Here is an 18,322-nt window from a genome sequence, read left to right on the forward strand (position 1 = left end):
GTAACCACCATGAACAGAATCATCAAGATTGTTCAATTCGTTGAGGAAGCTTTCAGAATCTTGGAACAATTCTGAACCAGTAGCACGTAATTCGTTAACAGCAATAAACGCCATGATAGACTCCTAAAACAATTCTTGTTTTGAGTATTTTCTTGCGGTAAGTTAAGCTGGCTTTGCTTAACTGATGATTCAATTTTTATTTACTTTTTTTGTGAAAATCAAGAGAAAAAACTTGATTCAAGAGACATAAATCAGTTATATATGTCTATTTTGAGATTGATATTGACTAGATTTAGTATTGATATATTTTTGAGAAACCTTGCATTAGTAATCACAGATTTAGGATAAGGTTATTGGTTTCTATAGCCACGACTTCCAGTCGTTCTGGCTTGCTGATTTTCAAACATCTTCTAAACGTAGAGAAGAAAGAATACAGAAAACAAGTAGGGTGAACAGTCAACGCCCACCCTACACCACATACCATTGAATTTTGCAATTATCATTGAGGATGCCTGTATAATCGCCTCAAAATACATAATGGTTTCCATTAAAAATCGTGTGTTTAACTTAATCTGCATTCAAACACACGATAATCATGAATATTAAGTTGTAATTGGTTAAAGACTATTGAGGTATACCAAGTTGTCCTCGCAAATCTTTAAGTTGTAAGTCTAGATTATCCATCCATTGACTAAGAATTGCATTTGTATCAGGCATTGAGGCTGGACTTGCTTCTTCTATAGGGGCAGGATTTGAATTTCTCCTTCTTCCGTATCTTCTTTCCAATCCAGCATATACATTCATCATTTCCCAAAGCGTCAGATCATGAATAAACTTTTGGTCATCGCTTGGAGAAAGATCAGAGATAATTATTTTTACCATTTGCTTGCCTCCGTCAATACGGTCATGCCAATTAACAAGGTACAGAGATATAACTAATTTGCCAAATTAGGATTATCCCCTTATATTTTGATTTGCTATTGCAGAAAGTCAAGATTTTTTCTCGATATTTTCAGACAGAATACAAGGTATTTTGTCTATAAAAGCCTAGAATTTCTAATAGTAAAATTCATTTGTCTAGGGTTAAACAAAAACCCCGCTTTCTTCGAGAAGCGGGGTGATAATGCCCTAAATATAGGGAAATTGAAATACATCTCAGCTATTACTTTTTAGCCTGTGGTTGTGAATTAGGAATTGTCACATCTATTGGTGTCACCTGCGCTGCTAGCTGCGTCAATGGTGGTTGAATGGCGGTTTGATTACCAACGACTAAAGTTACTAAGTTATCTGGCTTGAGGTATTGCTTGGCTACCCGTTGCACATCTGCGGCTGTGGTTGCAGAGACGGCTTTTTGATAGCGGAACAGAAAATCAGCCGGATAGCCGTAATATTCGTAGCGCATCAACCGCGATAAGGTTTGAGCAGGGTCTTGAAAGTTGAACACAAAAGAATTGAGTGTAGACTCTTTAGCATAGGCTAATTCTTGTGCTGTGATTGGTTGGGTTTGGATGCGCTGAATTTCTGCCTGTAAAGCTTTGACAAACTGCACAGTGGCATCAGAACGAGTTTGTCCACCTGCAATGAAAATTCCAGGGTAATCAAAGCGGGGACTCCAGATACCATAGACAGAATAAGCTAAACCTTGACGCGATCGCACCTCATTGAATAACCTACCCCCAAACCCATTTAACACCCCATTCAATACATCCAAGGCTGCATAGTCAGGGTTATCAAACCTACCGCCCAGATGTCCCACTAAAATACTACTTTGCGTTAACTGGGGCTGATTCACCATAAATACCCCACCTGTATTAGCTGGTGATACTTCTGGTAAGGGAAGTTTAATCATTCTGGGGTTACGTCGCCAATCACCGAGTTTAGCTTGGATGAGCGATCGCATTTTTTTAGCGTCAAAATCTCCCACAATTCCCAAAATCATCTGATTGGGGTGGAAAAAATCCTGATGGAAGTTAACCAAATCTTCGCGAGTAATCCTATCTACAGTCGCATATTCTGTAGTGCGAGCATAGGGGCTTTCCTTGCCATAAATTAACTTGCGAAACTCACGACTAGCAATATCATCTGGGTCATCGTTACGCCGAGCAATCGCACCCTTAACCTTAGTTTTCGCTAAATCTAGCTGTTCTTGAGCAAATACAGGCTCACGCAGCACCTCAGCAAACAACCCAAACACAGTTTCAACATCTTCACTAAGTGCATCAAAACTCGCACTAGCCGCAGCCTCACCAATGCTAGTTTCTACAGCTGCCGCCCGTTGTTCTAAAATTTCATTGAGTTGATCCGGTGAATGCTTTGTAGTTCCTCCAGTCCGCATCACCGTACCTGTAATACCAGCCAGTCCCACTTTATCACTACCTTCCCAACGGCTTCCAGCCCGTATCAACGCCGTACCACTCACCAAAGGTAGTTCGTGATCCTCCATTAAATAGACAACCAAACCGTTGCGTAATACATACCGTTCATACTGGGGTAACTTAATCTCAGGCAACGGCGCAAACTGCAACTCTGCATAATACTTGGCTGCTGCTGTCGCCACTGGAGAAAAGTTAAAAGTTACCAGTAAAAAGGCGCAAGCAACCATCAACACATAAATCAGCCTTTTTCCCGTAGTAACTTTCTTGAACATCTGCTGTTTAACCCTCTGCATAACTCGCCACATACAACATCATTATTTTTACTTGTCTGGTTTGTAGTAAGGACTTAAGTCCTTACTTTGAACTGGAATTGTTTAACCCTGTTTTGCTAACAACTTGCCAATTGTGCGATTTTCCGGCGTGAATGTGGCTTTTGCGACTCGCTGAATATCCGCAGGAGTCACCGCCGCAATATCATCTAATTGTTGAAACAAATTCCGCCAAGAGCCAGTTTTGACTTGATATTCTAAAAGTTGCTGTGCCATGCCCATGTTAGAGTCGAGGCTGCGTAATAAACCCGCCCTTGCTTGGGTTTTCACCCGTTCCAATTCCGAAGCGGTGACAGGTTCAGTTTTCAACTTCTCAATTTCTTGGCGTAAACCCGCCCCTACTTCGTCAACTGTGCGACCAGGAGCAGTGAGAGCATAGAATAACATCAGGTTTGGGTACTTATCTCCGGGGAAGCCGCTAAAACCTTGAGCATTTAAAGCCAAACGTTGCTGTTCTACTAAAGATTTATACAACCGTGATGTCCGCCCGTTGCTCAATAAACTGCCAATGATGTCATAAACTGCATTATCTGGGTGAGTGACAGCCGGACGGTGATAACCTTCTAAATACCAAGGTTGGGAAGGTAACTCTACCGTCACTTCTCGCGTTTGGGTTTGTTGCGGTTCGGTAGGAATTTTTGCTTGATATTTGGGTTTAGCCTGATAGCGTCCAAAATAAATCTGTGCTAATCTTTTCACCTCAGTTGGGTTAACATCTCCCACCACAGCAATAGTGATATTACTGGGTACATAGTGAGTTTCAAAAAATGTTTGCACATCTTTTGGTGTCAGGTTACGGATATCATTGTCGTAACCAATCACAGGCCGCCTATAGGGATGGACTTTGAAAGCTGTATCAATAAATTTCTCTACCATCAACCCGATAGGTGAATTGTCCACCCGCATCCGGCGTTCTTCTAAAATTACATCTCTTTCTTTATAAAACTCTCGCCGAATTACTGGGTCAAGAAATCGTTCTGATTCTAGTGACATCCACAGTTCCAACTTGTTGGCAGGAAAACTGTAAAAATAACGTGTTGCTTCTGCGGAAGTTGTGGCATTTAAACCTACCCCTCCGGCTTGCTGGACAATTTGCCCTAATTCGTTTTGCTTGACAAATGTAGCAGCTTGTGATTGTACCTGCTTGAAAGTGGTTTGCAACTTAGTAACTTCATCTTGTTTACCATTTGCTTTTGCTGCTTGAATTTGCTCATCCAACTGTTCCAAACGCTCAAGCAGGATTTTTTCAGCTTGGTAGTCTTTTGTACCAATGCGGGTAGTGCCTTTAAATGCCAAATGTTCTAGAAAGTGTGCTACACCTGTTTTACCGTCGGGTTCATCCACACCCCCCACATCAGCGTAGGTGAGAAAAGATACTACTGGTGCTTGGTGGCGTTCCAAGACAATGAACTTCATGCCGTTATTCAACCGAAACTCTGTGAGATTTTTAATTACCTGATCTAAATAGGGTTGAATTGAACTTTTAACACCAGGTGTGGAACTTTTGCCCCGTTGTAATGTGATTTCAGGAGTAGGTGCGGTTGTGGTTTGAGCTAAAGCGATGTCTGGTATTAGCCCTAACCAAACAAATGTAAGGAAAAGTAAAGTTATAACAAATCTCCGCGCTAAATTCGCCTGAGTTCTTAAAATGGGAGGAATATAAACCTGAGTCTTTGTTGAAGGCTGAAAATGGTTATCTGGTGTGTGTGAGCAAGGAAACTGATTCATAAGCAACAAGTAGAATAAATTTTCACTACCTAAGCAACAGGGAAATTAACAAGCAGAGCGTTAATCTTGTATTAAGCTTTCTATGGTTTTTGTACCTGAAGGTAGACAATAATGCTACAAACCATGTTCCGAAGATTTTACAATAACTATTATGCGAGTTTTTCATTCTTCCCCACCTTCAGAGGCACAAACACGTACCCGCATTTTAGAAGCAGCATTACGCTTATTTGCTGCTCAAGGATTTGATGGTACTACCACCCGCGACTTAGCCCAAGCGGCTGGAGTCGCTGAGGGGACTTTATTTCGCCATTTTCCCAATAAAAAGGCCATTTTAGTAGAGGTGGCGACTGGTGGCTGGGTGGAGATTCTCACGGATTTGCTCACAGAATTGAGTGAAATGGGCAGCTATAAGGCTGTGGCTCAAGTAATGCGCCGTCGGATGTGGAATTTGCAAAAGAATGCGGACTTGATGCGCGTTTGCTTTATGGAGGTGCAATTTCATCCAGATTTGCGCGATCGCATTCAAACAGAAGTCATTACTAAAATGACAGATGTGGCTCAAGCTTTCTTCCAAACCGCAATGGATAAAGGCATTTATCGCCAAATGGATGCGAATCTGGTAGCGAAAGTATTTTTAGGAATGTTTGCGATCGCAGGTTTTTCTAACAACACCGTCATGGAACCCGACGCTTCCCCCCAACAAATGCAAGAAATGGCAGAAGGTTTAGCTGATATCTTTCTCAATGGCGTATTAGCTAAGGATTAATTTGAGCAGCTAGCGGTTAGTGTTGCTAATTTCCTACTCACCATTCCCTATCCCCTAATATCTTCGCTTGTTGACTCCACTGTTGAACCAGTTCAATTGCTGGACACAAATCTCTGCGCTGCATGGTTGCAACCTGCAAGCGCATAATTTGTTGATGTAATCTGTGAGTAGGAGTCTGCGCTAACTGTGCTACTGAACCTACCCCAGTGTGTAGCAACAAACCACAATATTGAATTCCCACACTAGGAACACGCGCCAAATCAGCCAAGGCTATCCACTTATTAACATACTGAAGGTGAACCTGTAATTTATTAGCCAAGACTAGCCTATCTTGGGGGGTTTTACCTTGTTTGACTAACCCGCCTGTGGTTGTAATTCCGCAATTTTGCAATTGAGATTGTTCTTGTGAACTTAATCCCGGTAATTGTTCAATCGGCCAGTCACAAGATTGCATCTGGCTGCGCTGGGGAATACCCGTTTTTTTAGCACACATCTTTAATAAATAATCATAAGTTGTCTTTAATATTGTGGCTTTTTCTTCAGGGAATTGGGGACTCTTGACTGGGGAGATGAGGGGTATGAGGAAGCAGGGGAGCAGGGGGAGCGGAGGAGAGAAACTAATGACTAATGACCAATAACTAATGACTAATGACTAATGACTAATCAACTCTCCCCTTAAAACTGTAACAGCTTGACCTGCTAAAAACACGCGATCGCCTCCTGGATAATTCACTTTAACTACACCGCCACGGCTCGATGCTTGATATGCTAAGAATTGATTTTTATTTAGGCGATCGCGCCAATATGAAGCCAAGCAACAATGAGCCGCACCCGTCACCGGATCTTCATTAATCCCCAAACCCGGCGCAAAGAAACGCGACACAAAATCGTATTCTGAATCAGGGTGCGTAATGCTAGTAACAATCACATCCGCCATAGGCAGAGTTTTCAATCGTGGAAAATTCGGCTGCATTTGCCGGACTAAATCTTCAGATTCGACTTCTACCAAATAACCTAAATAATTCTCTACCACTGATTTTAAAGGTACTCCTAAAGCCTCACTCAGTCCTGACGGTGGCATAATTGCTTGTGAGTGAGTCACCGGAAAATCTAACTCAATCCAATCACCTTGTCGTTGAGCAATCAATAACCCGCTTTTAGTATGAAAACGTGCAGCTTCATCCGTTGATAAATGTCCCTCAGACCATAATACATGGGCGGTTGCTAAGGTAGCATGACCACAAAGCGGTACCTCTGTCGTTGGTGTAAACCAGCGCAGATAAAAACCATCATCCTGTTTCACAACAAAAGCCGTTTCTGATAAATTCATCTCTTGCGCTACATTCTGCATCCACTCATCCGCTTGGGGAGTCTCTAAAACACAAACTGCCGCAGGATTTCCCGCAAAGGGTTTGTCAGTAAAAGCATCAACCTGAGTAATTATTTGTCCCATAAAGTCACCCTGATAATGAGGGAACACCAAAAAATCAATTATTCATCATTAATTTAATCGTAAATAAACCTGTACTGTAGGGGTTTAGCAATGCTAAACCCCTACGAAATATATGGTTTATCTATATACATACTTGGTATTTATTGTCAATGTGTCAGTTGTAATTGAATACTGTTGTCTTGATTCCGGTAGATTCAAAGAAAACTAGAGGTTGTTTCAGTTGCTGGATGACAACTCTTGTAGGGTGGGCATTGCTTGTCTGTTGCGAAAACCTTTAGTTTTAGGTTGTTGGCAATGCCCCCCTGACGCTGGTTGAGAATTGTGCAAGATATAACTGATATCTCCCAAATAGTTTGTTGGGTTGCTAATGGTTGCAGCCCTTCAAATTTTACGCCACTCTGTTTTGTCTGAACTGAAGTTGGGTAAGCAAACACCTGAGTATAAAACTTCTCAGAAAGCTCTCTAGCGTTTTATTTATGAACTAATCGGTTCAGTTTACTTTTTAGGGGTTCGCCAACCGTACCCCCTGCTTTACCGAATGTACAAATTCATAGTCAGGAAGATAGTTATTCAGGTTTCGTATATAAGTGTATTATATATGTATGAGTAATTTTGCAGAATATCTAGTATAATTAAAGCTTGCTGAAGAAGGTTAGAAATTGAATTAGATGTCAAAGGGGTTGAGAAATCAAGGTTTGGTTGATGAATCCTTGAATTTACATTGTATTTCTGGTGAAAATGTAAGAGTTTTTAGACATCTCTAATCATTTTCCAATTCTTTGGTTAGAAAGCTTTGTAACCCTTTATCTAGAAAGACTGTTGCTTTCTTTCAGCAAACCCTAATTATCATTTAGCTACAAATTTCTGGTTCAATTAAATAAATGGTTAGAAATTTTTCTCATATTCCTGATCGCACCGAACTTATAGCTAAAACCAATAAAGAGTTTGAACGTTTAGGTTGGACACAAACAGAGCAAACAAACTATCTTCGTAACACTTATGGACAAATAATCCGTAATAAACTTACTGATTCGCAGTTGTTAGACTTATATACATACTTACACAAGCAACATAATCAACAAAGCAAAGGTAATAATCAAACCATGAAAAGTCCAATTCAAAAAATATTTTTCGGTTGTCCTGGTACTGGTAAAAGCCACAAAATATCTAATGATGTTGATGGTGGAATTGTTAAGCAAGTTTTAGGTATTGATAAAAATATTTATCCTGAAAATTTAATTAAAACTGTCTTTCATCCTGAATACACCTATGGGGATTTTATGGGTAAATTAATGCCAATGACGATGAACGAAGATAAAGATAAAAGTGTTTATTATCAATTTTATGAAGGTCATTTTTTAAAAGCACTATCACAAGCCTATAAAAATATTATAATGGCTCATAAGGAAGGTACGGAAACCCAAAATGTTGCCTTAGTAATTGACGAAATTAATCGAGGTAATTCTTCAGCAATTTTTGGTACAGTTTTTCAACTTTTAGACCGTGGTCAAGATGGTTGGTCTGCCTATGGAATTAATATTTCTGATTTAGAATTTAGAAAGCTTGTTGAACTAATAGGCTTTGCACAAACAGGAATAGATGAGCGTAATCCTACATACAAGTATCAAAACAAAGGTTCATCTTACGTACTAGAAAAATTTCCTGTATTTGATGAAATCAAGATTAAAGTAAAAGTTAACACAGCCGTTGGTAGTTCAATTCGTATTCCTCCAAATCTTTCAATATTTGGAACAATGAATACTTCTGATAATTCTATTTACTTTATGGATAACGCTTTTAAAAGACGTTGGGAATGGGAATATGTAGATTGGAAACAAGATGATGATAAAGATGTAGATAAAGTAATTTTAGAAGGCTATGGCAATAATAATTATAAATGGAAAGATTTAGTAGAAAAGTTCAATATATTTATTAAAGATAACCATAATTCTGTTAGAAGCGGAAGAATTGAAGATATGCAAATAGGTTATCATTTTATAAATACAGATAAAGTTACAGAAGAACAAATAAAAAATAAACTGATGTTTTTTATTTGGGATAGTGTTTTTAATCGAGACAAAAACCCGCTTCGTGAAATTTTATGTTTTGATAAAAATGATAAGCGATTAGTAACTTTTGGGGATTTTATTAAATATCACCAAGATTTTGTTAAAAATCTTTTAAACTATCAGCAAAAATAATCTGTTTGAAATATCCATAATTTCCTATTCAGCTAATAATCTTGTTAATGTATCATGTGGAATTTTTCGCAACTAAATCTTAAAATAGGTTCAGACTTTGTGGGTATTAAAGCAGATGTTGACGGGTATGCTTTTTACTTACCAAAAGGTTTTGATGATTTTATTGATAGATATCAAAGTGCAACTAATGGTGGGGATAGTAGTAAATTTAACAAAGTACGCGATTTTTTCTTCTTAATGTATCGAACATTAAGAAAGTTTGATCGTGATAACGAAAATAATTCAAGAATTAAAAGAAAAGATGCTAAAAATACTAAAAATCAAGATAAACCAACTTTGAGTACAGGTGGTATTAGTTTAGAGTATGAAGAAGGAAGTGATTGTATTTTATACAGTAAACTTTCGATGATTGAACGAATATTAGAAGCTTATGATGATTTAGCTATTAATTCTCTTGAAAATAAAATTAGACGTAGTGAAGAAATAGACTATTCTAAAATATATAAATATTTAGATAGAGCTATTTATTTAAACAATGGAGCTATTTATATTGATGTCATGGACTTACCACGTCCAATGATAACTTATGAAAGTACGGATATAGTTCACCTTTATTGTTTTATACTGGATGAAATTATTCAACAACTACAAGAAGATGTACCTGATCATGTTTACGGAAGAAGTCAAGATATTCAATTTCTTTCTCAAAGATTTAGAGATAATTATTTAACCATTAATCATTCTCTTTTTGAGCAAGATACTTTTGAAGAAACTCTTACAATTTGTAAAGAAGCTCTAGATAATATAGATAGAAATACTCATTATAAAGATGCTGATTACTGGGGACTTTATGAAGCTATAGAGATTTTCTTATATGGAGGATTAAACCCCGAACTAGATGATGGTGATTTTTGGGGCATACAAGGAAAACAAGGTTTTGATTATGTTTGGGAGGATATGTGTCAAACCTACTTTTTCAAGAAAAACTTTGATCAAGATAATAATATTTTTAATGATATCTGTTTTGCCGATACTGATATTCCGATAGATGGTTATAAAAATGATATAACTAAAAATCCTAAGCGTTATAGACCAGAAATAGAAAAAAATAGAGTAGGTTGGTGGCAAATTCAAGAAAGAGACAATGAAGTAGATGAATCTAATAATAAGTGGTTATATCAGAAAGGAGAACCTGAAGTTAAGCATCCTAGTAATTGTAAATCATTATATTGGAGTGAATTATTCTGTATTGAATGGGATTTAAATAGGGAAACATTTACTAATTTATACTATCGCAGCAGTAAATTTGATAAGCGTAAACTATTACGCCGTTATCCAAGACCTGATTTAATATTACAAATAGAAGTTTCTAGCAATTTAACAAATTTAATAATTATTGACTTCAAAAATATTTCGTTCCAAAAATATGAATTTTGTAAAAATAAATATTTAGAAGAAACTGATGACGGCTATAGAATAGGTTTAGAAAAACAACTGGGTTATGAATTGGCATTACAACAGGTGTTTCCTAACCATACCATAATAAATTATTTTTTCATTCCTTTTTATTTCACTGATAAAAATGAAAATGAGAAACATGATTTAGGAAATATAGAGGATAAATTTCATATTAGAGGCATTAAATTAGTCAAAATAAATTTTGATGTAATACAAAAAGTATATTTAGGAATCATTCAAGCATCAAATGTTAATGTACCGATTATACCAAATTATTATCACCCAAAAAATTATATTAATCCTTCGAGAAAAAAAGAAGAAATTGCTGTGTTAGAAAACAAAACATTCAAAAGTGATTATATTCCTTTAATTTCTTTTCAAAATGAGAAGCAAAGAAAAATTGCTACAGATTATATTATTGAACAAGTTAAAATTTTCTTTCAAGAAATAGGAGAAAATATTCCAAATCTTGTAGAAGCTTACTTTCCATATTCAGAAAGTATTGTTGCTGAAGAATTTACTAAAGTAAACATAGACTATTTTTATGATAACTTATTTTATGATTTAGGCGAAAAAGAAGAAGATAGAGATGAAAATGGGAAATTACAAATAAAAATCAAATGGTGTATCACTTTTCACATTAACTCGACTCCTATTGAAGTTCCTCAACTGAAAATACCTAACTCTAATTTATGTCGTAGATTTGGAACAATAGATATTGTTGGTACACCAATTCTTTACTATATTTATTTTACCCTCCCAGAAATTTTAGATATAATTCTCAACAATTAATGAATGTAAAAAAAACACTATGAGCAGTTTTCCTAATCTCTCAATAATATGATCTGAAATACTATCTTCAGAGGTTTAAGTCAATGTTAAATGCCAATGGTAATTTATGGCACACAATTATTAAAAGCCTTTTTGTCGCCATGAACATAGGCTTAATTTCCCTTGGTGTAGTCAGTTGCGGTACTAACCAACAGCCATTAACACCAATAGAACAACCCACTGTCAACACTGAATCATCACCAGCCCAAACAGATCAAGATGATGACGACGATGATCAACAAGATGATGATGGTGATGATCAAGAACAAGATACTGAGGAACAAAATAGAAACTAGAGGTTGTTTAAGTTTTGATTTATGCTGATCCAAAACAGTGATAGTTCCCTGGCTGAAACTCTACTGCAACGGCGACAACGACTAGACGAATTGATTGATTTTCCGGCGATTCTCTGGTCAGGTCAGAGTAAACCGCGCAATTTTGCCGCCAATATCTACCCCTTTCGTGCTAGCAGTCATTTCCTGTATTTTGCTGGCTTACCTTTACCTAACGCCGCCATTCGCCTAGAAGCCGGGAAGCTAGAATTGTTTATGGATAACCCCGAACCTAGTAGCGCACTTTGGCATGGAGAAATGCCCAAACGTGACGAAATAGCTGAAAAAATCGGTGCTGATGCTGCTAGAACCATGTCAGAGTTGAAGCATCGGGGCAGGGGTGCAGCATCAATTCCTGTACAAAATTATCGGACGACGCTTGTACAGTCACAAATTTTACAAAGAGAAATTTCTTCACCCTATGATTTAGAAGGAATAGACCGAGAATTAGCACAGGCGATCGCTACTTTACGTCTGACCCATGATACAGGCGCGTTAGTGGAATTGCGGAAAGCGGCGGCTGTGAGCATAGAAGCACACAAAGCCGGAATGACTGCCACACCCAAAGCTAAACTAGAAGCAGAAGTCCGCGCCGCAATGGAAGGGGTAATCATCGCCCAAAATATGACTACCTCCTACAACAGCATTGTCACAGTTCACGGCGAAGTTTTACACAACGAAGCATATCACCATGCTTTGCAACCAGGAGATTTACTACTAGCTGATGTCGGTGCAGAAACCCCGATGGGTTGGGCTGCTGACATAACCCGGACTTGGCCTGTTTCTGGCAAGTTTTCCCCGACGCAACGAGATATTTATGATGTTGTGCTAGCGGCTCATGATGCTTGTATCGCCAAAGTTGCCCCCGGTGTAGAATATCGGGATATTCATCTGTTAGCAGCGCAAGTTATAGCTGAAGGTTTAGTAAATTTAGGGATTTTGCAGGGGAATCCAGAGGATTTAGTAGAAATGGATGCCCATGCCCTGTTTTTCCCCCACGGTATCGGACATTTACTCGGTTTAGATGTGCATGATATGGAAGATTTGGGGGATTTAGCAGGGTATGAAGCAGGGAGAAAAAGAAGCGATCGCTTTGGTTTAGGCTACCTGCGTTTAAATCGTCCCTTAAAATCAGGAATGTTAGTCACAATTGAACCAGGATTCTATCAAGTTCCCGCGATTTTAAACGATGCCAACAACCGCGCTAAATACCATAATATAGTCAATTGGGAACGTTTAGCACAATTTAACGATGTGCGTGGAATCCGCATTGAAGATGATGTGTTAGTTACCGACACAGGCAGCGAAGTATTAACAGCCGAGTTACCAAACAAAGCTGAGGCTGTAGAAGAATTGGTACGTTGTTAAAATACCACCCTGCTCAACTCGCGGGAAAAACGACTAAGCTGGTAAATAGCACATTAAAATTTGCAAACTTCTGAATCGCAATTAACGCTGGTTCTGACATCCCGATTGGCTCAATAAGTGTAATTAAGATATGTTTGACGCATTAGCAGACCGTTTAGAATCCGCCTGGAAGAAACTGCGCGGGCAAGATAAAATTACTGACTCTAATATTCAAGATGCTTTGCGGGAAGTGCGCCGCGCCTTGTTGGAAGCAGATGTTAACCTCCAGGTCGTCAAAGCATTTATTAGCGAAGTTGAAGCCAAGGCGCAGGGAGCCGAAGTTATTAAAGGTGTGCGACCTGACCAACAGTTTATCAAGATTGTTTATGATGAGCTAGTCAAGGTGATGGGGGAAGAAAATGTTCCCCTAGCCGAAGCCCAAACAAATCCCACTATTGTCTTGATGGCTGGTTTACAAGGTACTGGTAAAACTACAGCTACCGCCAAGTTAGCCTTACACCTCCGCAAATTAGACCGCAGTTGTTTGTTGGTAGCAACTGACGTATACCGCCCAGCCGCTATTGACCAGTTACTCACCCTTGGTAAACAAATTGACGTACCAGTTTTTGAACTAGGAAGCGACGCAGACCCGGTAGAAATCGCCCGTCAAGGTGTGGAACGTGCCAAGGCTGAAGGCGTAAACACAGTTATTATTGATACAGCAGGTCGTCTGCAAATAGACGCAGACATGATGGCGGAATTAGCCCGCATTAAGCAGACAGTCCAACCCCATGAAACTCTGTTAGTCGTGGATGCGATGACGGGTCAAGAAGCAGCAAATTTGACTCGTACTTTCCATGAAGAAATCGGTATTACCGGGGCAATTCTCACAAAGTTGGATGGTGACAGCCGTGGTGGTGCAGCTTTGTCAGTCCGCACAATTTCCGGCGCGCCGATTAAGTTTGTGGGTGTGGGTGAAAAAGTCGAAGCCCTACAACCGTTTTTCCCAGACCGGATGGCTTCGCGGATTTTGGGTATGGGTGACGTTCTCACCTTGGTAGAAAAAGCCCAAGAAGAAATCGATATTGCTGACGCTGAGAAAATGCAGGAGAAAATCCTGTCAGCAAAATTTGACTTTACCGACTTTCTCAAGCAACTGCGCTTGTTAAAGAATATGGGTTCGTTGGGCGGTATCCTCAAGTTAATTCCGGGGATGGGTAAACTCTCAGAGGATCAACTTAAGCAAGGCGAAACTCAGCTAAAACGCTGTGAAGCCATGATTAATTCCATGACTGCCCAAGAACGTCGTGACCCAGATTTACTGGCGAGTTCTCCCAGTCGTCGGCGCAGAATTGCCTCTGGTTCTGGCTATAAAGAAGCAGATGTGAGTAAACTGGTGGCTGACTTCCAAAAAATGCGATCGCTCATGCAACAAATGGGACAAGGTGGCTTACCAGGAATGCCAGGAATGTTTGGCGGTGGCGGTATGGGTAACGCCTACGCCGGCATGGGCAACCGTCCCGCACCTCCCGGCTGGCGTGGTTATAACGCTGGCGCAGCTACGAAGAAGAAAAAACCCAAAGATAAGAAGAAAAAAGGGTTTGGCAATCTTTAGTTATTAGTCATTAGTTATTAGTCATTAGTCATTAGCTTGGTTGGTTTTCTGAGGAAATATCAACTCTGGGCTAGGGACTTTTGACTTTTGACCATTGACTCATAGCCGTAAACCCTGAGCAAGTGCTAAAATTAGCATTTCAGTACAGGAAGTTCTGAACTCAGACAGCTGCTTCCTAAAAATATCAACAAACAGGAGAATGTTTCTTCAATCATGATCAAATTGCGCTTGAAGCGATACGGTAAAAAGCGGGAAGCGAGCTACCGCATTGTCGCTATGAACGGCCTTTCTCGCCGTGATGGTCGTCCCCTAGAAGAACTGGGATTTTACAACCCCAGAACCGATGAAGTCAGATTGGATGTTCCCGGCATCGTCAAGCGACTACAGCAAGGCGCACAACCTACTGATACAGTACGTCGCATCCTACAAAAAGCCAATGTCTTTGAACAGGTCAGTGCCAATACCGCATCTTAGTACAAATTTACCAAATGCTAGTCCCAATTATGTGGGGCTAGTTAAGTTTTTGATGCAGCCGTTTTTAGAATTTCCACAGTCTTTGAGCGTCGATTGTGAAATTTCTCAAACCCTTAACCGGGTTTGGGTTCGCATCGCCTTTGACAACACAGATAAAGGGAAAGTCTTTGGCCGAGGAGGACGTAATATCCAAGCGATTCGGACGGTAATGACTGCTGCGGCAGAATTAGCCGGACAATCAGTTTACTTGGATATCTACGGTAGCACCAGCACAGGCCGGGATGGTATGTCTTTTGATGAAGAGCAACAAGAGCGATCGCCTATCCCCAAAACGCGAGAACGGCGCACAAATTCCTCTAGACCTGTTGTTAAACCCCGCTCCCGCTAGGATAAAAATAGAATCAGAAGCCTGAGCGGTAATCACCTCCGCTCAGAACCTTCAGATAATTGCGGGAAGCAATAGAAAGATTGTGCAATCTTTTGAGAGCTACCTACAAAATTTACCCACTAGATACAGTTAGTAATGCTTGTACATAACTCTGATAATCTCTGTCAGGAGGTGAACACAGGGAGTGGCTGAAGTCCGTTTGGGTGAAAATGAGTCTATTGACTCGGCACTAAGACGTTTTAAAAAGAAAATTCAAAAAGCCGGCATTTTGTCGGAAGTCAAACGTCGGGAAAGATACGAAAAACCCAGTTTGCGCCGGAAACGCAAGGCAGAATCAGCAAGGAAAGTTGGTCGCTACTAAATCAAAATCATGGTTTTGATGAAGTCAGTTAACCTACTAAATTCGTCAATTTAGGTTGGGCAGTATTTTTAGCTCAAACCTGAAAAAGTAGAGATGCCAGCGCGTCTCTACTTGTTACATATAAAACTAAATATTTCCAGATGATTGTAAATTATATCATTAAAAAAAATTAATATTTTTCTCTGATAAAAACCGATAAAAGCTTTGTAGAGCTTGGTATTAACAAGATTTTTTATTATAAAATAGTATAAAAATAAACTTGAGCAAAATGAGTTAGGACAACTCAAATACTTAACTTTCGTAACAATTGCTGCTAACCAATTAAAAAATACTTATGGCAGATGCCTTAATAATTCAGCTGCCTAACATTCCAAGTACAATGGCTTTAGCGGGCGATAGAGAAGAAAATCTCAAAATTCTATCGCGGCAAACAGGCGCGAACTTGGTAATGCGTGGGCAAGAACTACATATTTCCGGCACAGAAAGTCAAAGAGACTTAGCTGCAAAATTAGTGCGATCGCTCGAAAATATCTGGATTCAGGGCAATAATATTTCTAGTGCCGACATATTAACAGCCCGCCAAGCCTTAGATACTCACCGGGAAGACGAACTACGAGAATTACAGCGCGATGTCTTAGCCAGAACTCGTAGAGGTGAAGAAATCCGCGCCAAAACCTTTAGACAACGCCAGTACATCGAAGCTATCCGTAAACATGATCTTACCTTTTGCATCGGCCCGGCGGGAACTGGTAAGACATACCTCGCCGTAGTTGTCGCTGTGCAAGCACTCCTCGCCAACCAAGTAGAAAAACTCATTTTAACCCGTCCGGCAGTAGAAGCAGGGGAAAAATTAGGATTTTTACCTGGAGATTTGCAGCAAAAAATTAATCCCTATCTCCGCCCACTTTACGATGCAATTTATGAATTCATCGATCAAGAAAAAGTCCCTAATTTAATAGAAAGAGGCATCATTGAAGTGGCACCCCTAGCGTATATGCGAGGACGGACTTTAAACCATGCTTTTGTGATTGTTGATGAAGCCCAAAACACCACACCAGCCCAAATGAAAATGGTGTTAACTCGTTTAGGTTTTCGTTCTCGCATGGTAATTACAGGCGACACCACACAAACAGATTTACCCTTAAATCAAGCATCTGGTTTAACAGTTGCTTTGCAAATATTAAAGCACGTTGAAGGCATAGCTTTTTGCGAATTTACGCAAAAAGATGTTGTCCGACATCCCCTAGTGCAGCGTATTGTCAGTGCCTACGAAAAGCATGAAATTAGTCATTAGACATTAGGCATTAGTCATTGGTCATTAGTCATTAGTTATTAGTAAAAACTGAGAGTAGGATACAGAAATGAGTGTTAGTTTAAAAGACTTTTTAGAAGCTTGTGAAAAATTGGGAACTGTGCGGTTAATAGTTACTAGCAGTGCTGCTGTGTTAGAAGCACGGGGTAGAATTGAAAAGCTATTTTATGCCGTATTGCCTAAAGGTAGATATGCCAATATGCACACCGAAGGTTTTGAATTTCACTTGAACATGGACAAAATTACTCAAGTGAAATTTGAAACAGGTGAAGCGAAAAGAGGTAATTTTCCAACTTATGCCATCCGGTTTTTAGATGAGAATCAAGAACCTGCTTTGAGTGTATTTTTACAGTGGGGTAAACCCGGAGAATATGAACCGGGGCAGGTGGAAGCGTGGCAAGCTTTAAAAGAAAAATATGGCGAAGTTTGGCAACCTTTAGCAGTAGAAATTTAATGATGTTCGTAGTGGGTGGCTCTAGCCCTCATTAAAATTTAATAGGAGGACTAAAGTCCTCACTACAAACCAATAAAAATCAATATTAATGCTTACTATCAGGGTAATTTTTAGTATTTTCCTCGCTATTTTCCTCCTCTTGGGGTGGAATGAACCAGCAACCGCCGGTGAGTTATCTCAACGTTTAGCTAACTTTACCCAATGGGAAAAATTAAAGACTGTGCAACTAGCTAAAGGCGATTTAGTTTATCCTGAATGGATGGCAGGAACTTGGCAAGTTAAAAGCACTTTGGTAGACTTAGCAGCACCTCTAGCACCGGATATTGTTACACCTGGATTTGCAGGGAATCGTCAACAACTTAATCAACCCATGAGTTTTTTAGTCCGGTTTGTTAAACAGCAACTAGCTGAGTCTATTGCTAGTGTAAAATTCCTACCTCAGATAGATAATAAATCCCAAATTTTAGTAGCAGATAGAGAATTTAATAGCTTGAATTTGGCTAGGGCTTATTTAGGGGATGAAGCTGTGTTATCAGTGAAAGTAGATCCAGATTCGCCTAATCGTCAGATTACCTTTTTACGTGGCGATCGCCAATTAGTTTCTCTTGTCACTGCACGCGCTACAGAAACAACGCCAGATGGTGAATTCATCGCCGCAGAAGTATTCCAACAATTATTTAAAGGTGGTTCTCGACCTTATTTAAACTCAGTTGAATCTACCACAGCATATCATAAACTGCCTGCATCTACTCCAGCCATAGAAGCAGACCAAGTTACTGCTGTTTACCTTTCACCCCAAGATCCAGATTACTTTACCGCAGGTTCTCGACCAGTAGCCCTTTATCGCTATCGCCTGGAATTTTCCAGAGCAGACTAATCAATTCACTCGTAGGGATGA

General features: G+C 39.5%; 17 protein-coding genes. 12 read left to right on the forward strand and 5 right to left on the reverse strand.

The window, feature by feature from the left end:
• Nucleotides 1-624 precede the first annotated feature (624 nt).
• The 3 genes from A3775_RS20545 to A3775_RS20555 all read right to left on the reverse strand — a co-directional run bounded on the left by A3775_RS20545 (nucleotide 625) and on the right by A3775_RS20555 (nucleotide 4,432).
• Complete coding sequence (locus A3775_RS20545; protein ID WP_066383673.1) at nucleotides 625-882, reverse strand: hypothetical protein; 258 nt, start codon at nucleotides 880-882, stop codon at nucleotides 625-627.
• Between the two features lie 280 nt (nucleotides 883-1,162).
• A complete protein-coding gene (locus A3775_RS20550; RefSeq protein WP_156481695.1) occupies nucleotides 1,163-2,647 on the reverse strand; it encodes a pitrilysin family protein in 1,485 nt (494 codons plus the stop codon).
• A gap of 102 nt (nucleotides 2,648-2,749) precedes the next feature.
• Nucleotides 2,750-4,432 (reverse strand): pitrilysin family protein, encoded by a 1,683-nt coding sequence (locus A3775_RS20555; protein WP_082803808.1) that lies wholly within the window; start codon nucleotides 4,430-4,432, stop codon nucleotides 2,750-2,752.
• A gap of 151 nt (nucleotides 4,433-4,583) precedes the next feature.
• On the opposite strand from A3775_RS20555, the gene A3775_RS20560 reads away from it, so the two are divergent.
• A complete protein-coding gene (locus A3775_RS20560) occupies nucleotides 4,584-5,198 on the forward strand; it encodes a TetR/AcrR family transcriptional regulator (protein WP_066426548.1) in 615 nt (204 codons plus the stop codon).
• Between the two features lie 37 nt (nucleotides 5,199-5,235).
• Here A3775_RS20560 and A3775_RS20565 read toward each other — a convergent pair whose 3' ends face one another.
• Entirely contained in the window at nucleotides 5,236-5,691 is a 456-nt protein-coding gene (locus A3775_RS20565; protein WP_066426550.1) for a DUF4332 domain-containing protein, read from the reverse strand.
• 159 nt (nucleotides 5,692-5,850) lie between these two features.
• Nucleotides 5,851-6,651: a PhzF family phenazine biosynthesis protein gene (locus A3775_RS20570; RefSeq protein ID WP_066426552.1), complete on the reverse strand. Its 801-nt coding sequence runs from the start codon at nucleotides 6,649-6,651 to the stop codon at nucleotides 5,851-5,853.
• Between the two features lie 881 nt (nucleotides 6,652-7,532).
• Between A3775_RS20570 and A3775_RS20575 the strand changes: the two genes are divergently transcribed.
• The 11 genes from A3775_RS20575 (at nucleotide 7,533) to A3775_RS20625 (ending at nucleotide 18,301) form a co-directional block, all read left to right on the forward strand.
• Nucleotides 7,533-8,852, forward strand: coding sequence for a restriction endonuclease (locus A3775_RS20575; RefSeq protein ID WP_082803809.1), 1,320 nt, complete (start codon nucleotides 7,533-7,535; stop codon nucleotides 8,850-8,852).
• 54 nt (nucleotides 8,853-8,906) lie between these two features.
• A complete protein-coding gene (locus tag A3775_RS20580) occupies nucleotides 8,907-11,102 on the forward strand; it encodes a hypothetical protein (protein WP_066426554.1) in 2,196 nt (731 codons plus the stop codon).
• Between the two features lie 83 nt (nucleotides 11,103-11,185).
• Nucleotides 11,186-11,437, forward strand: coding sequence for a hypothetical protein (locus A3775_RS20585; protein WP_066426556.1), 252 nt, complete (start codon nucleotides 11,186-11,188; stop codon nucleotides 11,435-11,437).
• 21 nt (nucleotides 11,438-11,458) lie between these two features.
• On the forward strand, nucleotides 11,459-12,841 hold the full coding sequence (locus A3775_RS20590) for an aminopeptidase P family protein (RefSeq protein WP_066426558.1): 1,383 nt from the start codon (nucleotides 11,459-11,461) through the stop codon (nucleotides 12,839-12,841).
• A gap of 130 nt (nucleotides 12,842-12,971) precedes the next feature.
• Complete coding sequence (ffh, locus tag A3775_RS20595; RefSeq protein ID WP_066383684.1) at nucleotides 12,972-14,435, forward strand: signal recognition particle protein; 1,464 nt, start codon at nucleotides 12,972-12,974, stop codon at nucleotides 14,433-14,435.
• 213 nt (nucleotides 14,436-14,648) lie between these two features.
• A complete protein-coding gene (gene rpsP / locus A3775_RS20600; protein WP_066383686.1) occupies nucleotides 14,649-14,909 on the forward strand; it encodes a 30S ribosomal protein S16 in 261 nt (86 codons plus the stop codon).
• Nucleotides 14,872-15,297: a KH domain-containing protein gene (locus A3775_RS20605; RefSeq protein ID WP_066383688.1), complete on the forward strand. Its 426-nt coding sequence runs from the start codon at nucleotides 14,872-14,874 to the stop codon at nucleotides 15,295-15,297. The genes rpsP and A3775_RS20605 overlap by 38 nt, the downstream gene beginning before the upstream one ends.
• Nucleotides 15,298-15,481: 184 nt before the next feature.
• Nucleotides 15,482-15,658 carry a 30S ribosomal protein S21 gene (gene rpsU / locus A3775_RS20610; RefSeq protein ID WP_015139836.1) on the forward strand — a complete coding sequence of 59 codons (177 nt, stop codon included), beginning with the start codon at nucleotides 15,482-15,484 and terminating at the stop codon, nucleotides 15,656-15,658.
• A gap of 334 nt (nucleotides 15,659-15,992) precedes the next feature.
• On the forward strand, nucleotides 15,993-16,952 hold the full coding sequence (locus A3775_RS20615; protein WP_066383691.1) for a PhoH family protein: 960 nt from the start codon (nucleotides 15,993-15,995) through the stop codon (nucleotides 16,950-16,952).
• A gap of 67 nt (nucleotides 16,953-17,019) precedes the next feature.
• Nucleotides 17,020-17,424 carry a ChuX/HutX family heme-like substrate-binding protein gene (locus tag A3775_RS20620; RefSeq protein ID WP_066383694.1) on the forward strand — a complete coding sequence of 135 codons (405 nt, stop codon included), beginning with the start codon at nucleotides 17,020-17,022 and terminating at the stop codon, nucleotides 17,422-17,424.
• An 88-nt stretch (nucleotides 17,425-17,512) separates the two neighbouring features.
• The gene (locus A3775_RS20625; protein WP_066426559.1) at nucleotides 17,513-18,301 is read left to right on the forward strand and encodes a DUF6816 family protein; all 789 of its coding nucleotides are present in this window, start codon (nucleotides 17,513-17,515) and stop codon (nucleotides 18,299-18,301) included.
• The last annotated feature ends 21 nt before the right edge of the window (nucleotides 18,302-18,322 follow it).

Source organism: Anabaena sp. 4-3 (assembly GCF_001597745.1).
Lineage (GTDB): Bacteria > Cyanobacteriota > Cyanobacteriia > Cyanobacteriales > Nostocaceae > Trichormus.

Bases quoted from the DNA above. Each gene is read 5' to 3' on its own strand.
- A3775_RS20545 (WP_066383673.1), bottom strand. From the start codon at position 882: ATGGTAAAAATAATTATCTCTGATCTTTCTCCAAGCGATGACCAAAAG.
- A3775_RS20550 (WP_156481695.1), bottom strand. From the start codon at position 2,647: ATGTTCAAGAAAGTTACTACGGGAAAAAGGCTGATTTATGTGTTGATG.
- A3775_RS20555 (WP_082803808.1), bottom strand. From the start codon at position 4,432: ATGAATCAGTTTCCTTGCTCACACACACCAGATAACCATTTTCAGCCT.
- A3775_RS20560 (WP_066426548.1), top strand. From the start codon at position 4,584: ATGCGAGTTTTTCATTCTTCCCCACCTTCAGAGGCACAAACACGTACC.
- A3775_RS20565 (WP_066426550.1), bottom strand. From the start codon at position 5,691: ATGTGTGCTAAAAAAACGGGTATTCCCCAGCGCAGCCAGATGCAATCT.
- A3775_RS20570 (WP_066426552.1), bottom strand. From the start codon at position 6,651: ATGGGACAAATAATTACTCAGGTTGATGCTTTTACTGACAAACCCTTT.
- A3775_RS20575 (WP_082803809.1), top strand. From the start codon at position 7,533: ATGGTTAGAAATTTTTCTCATATTCCTGATCGCACCGAACTTATAGCT.
- A3775_RS20580 (WP_066426554.1), top strand. From the start codon at position 8,907: ATGTGGAATTTTTCGCAACTAAATCTTAAAATAGGTTCAGACTTTGTG.
- A3775_RS20585 (WP_066426556.1), top strand. From the start codon at position 11,186: ATGTTAAATGCCAATGGTAATTTATGGCACACAATTATTAAAAGCCTT.
- A3775_RS20590 (WP_066426558.1), top strand. From the start codon at position 11,459: ATGCTGATCCAAAACAGTGATAGTTCCCTGGCTGAAACTCTACTGCAA.
- ffh (WP_066383684.1), top strand. From the start codon at position 12,972: ATGTTTGACGCATTAGCAGACCGTTTAGAATCCGCCTGGAAGAAACTG.
- rpsP (WP_066383686.1), top strand. From the start codon at position 14,649: ATGATCAAATTGCGCTTGAAGCGATACGGTAAAAAGCGGGAAGCGAGC.
- A3775_RS20605 (WP_066383688.1), top strand. From the start codon at position 14,872: ATGTCTTTGAACAGGTCAGTGCCAATACCGCATCTTAGTACAAATTTA.
- A3775_RS20615 (WP_066383691.1), top strand. From the start codon at position 15,993: ATGGCAGATGCCTTAATAATTCAGCTGCCTAACATTCCAAGTACAATG.
- A3775_RS20620 (WP_066383694.1), top strand. From the start codon at position 17,020: ATGAGTGTTAGTTTAAAAGACTTTTTAGAAGCTTGTGAAAAATTGGGA.
- A3775_RS20625 (WP_066426559.1), top strand. From the start codon at position 17,513: ATGCTTACTATCAGGGTAATTTTTAGTATTTTCCTCGCTATTTTCCTC.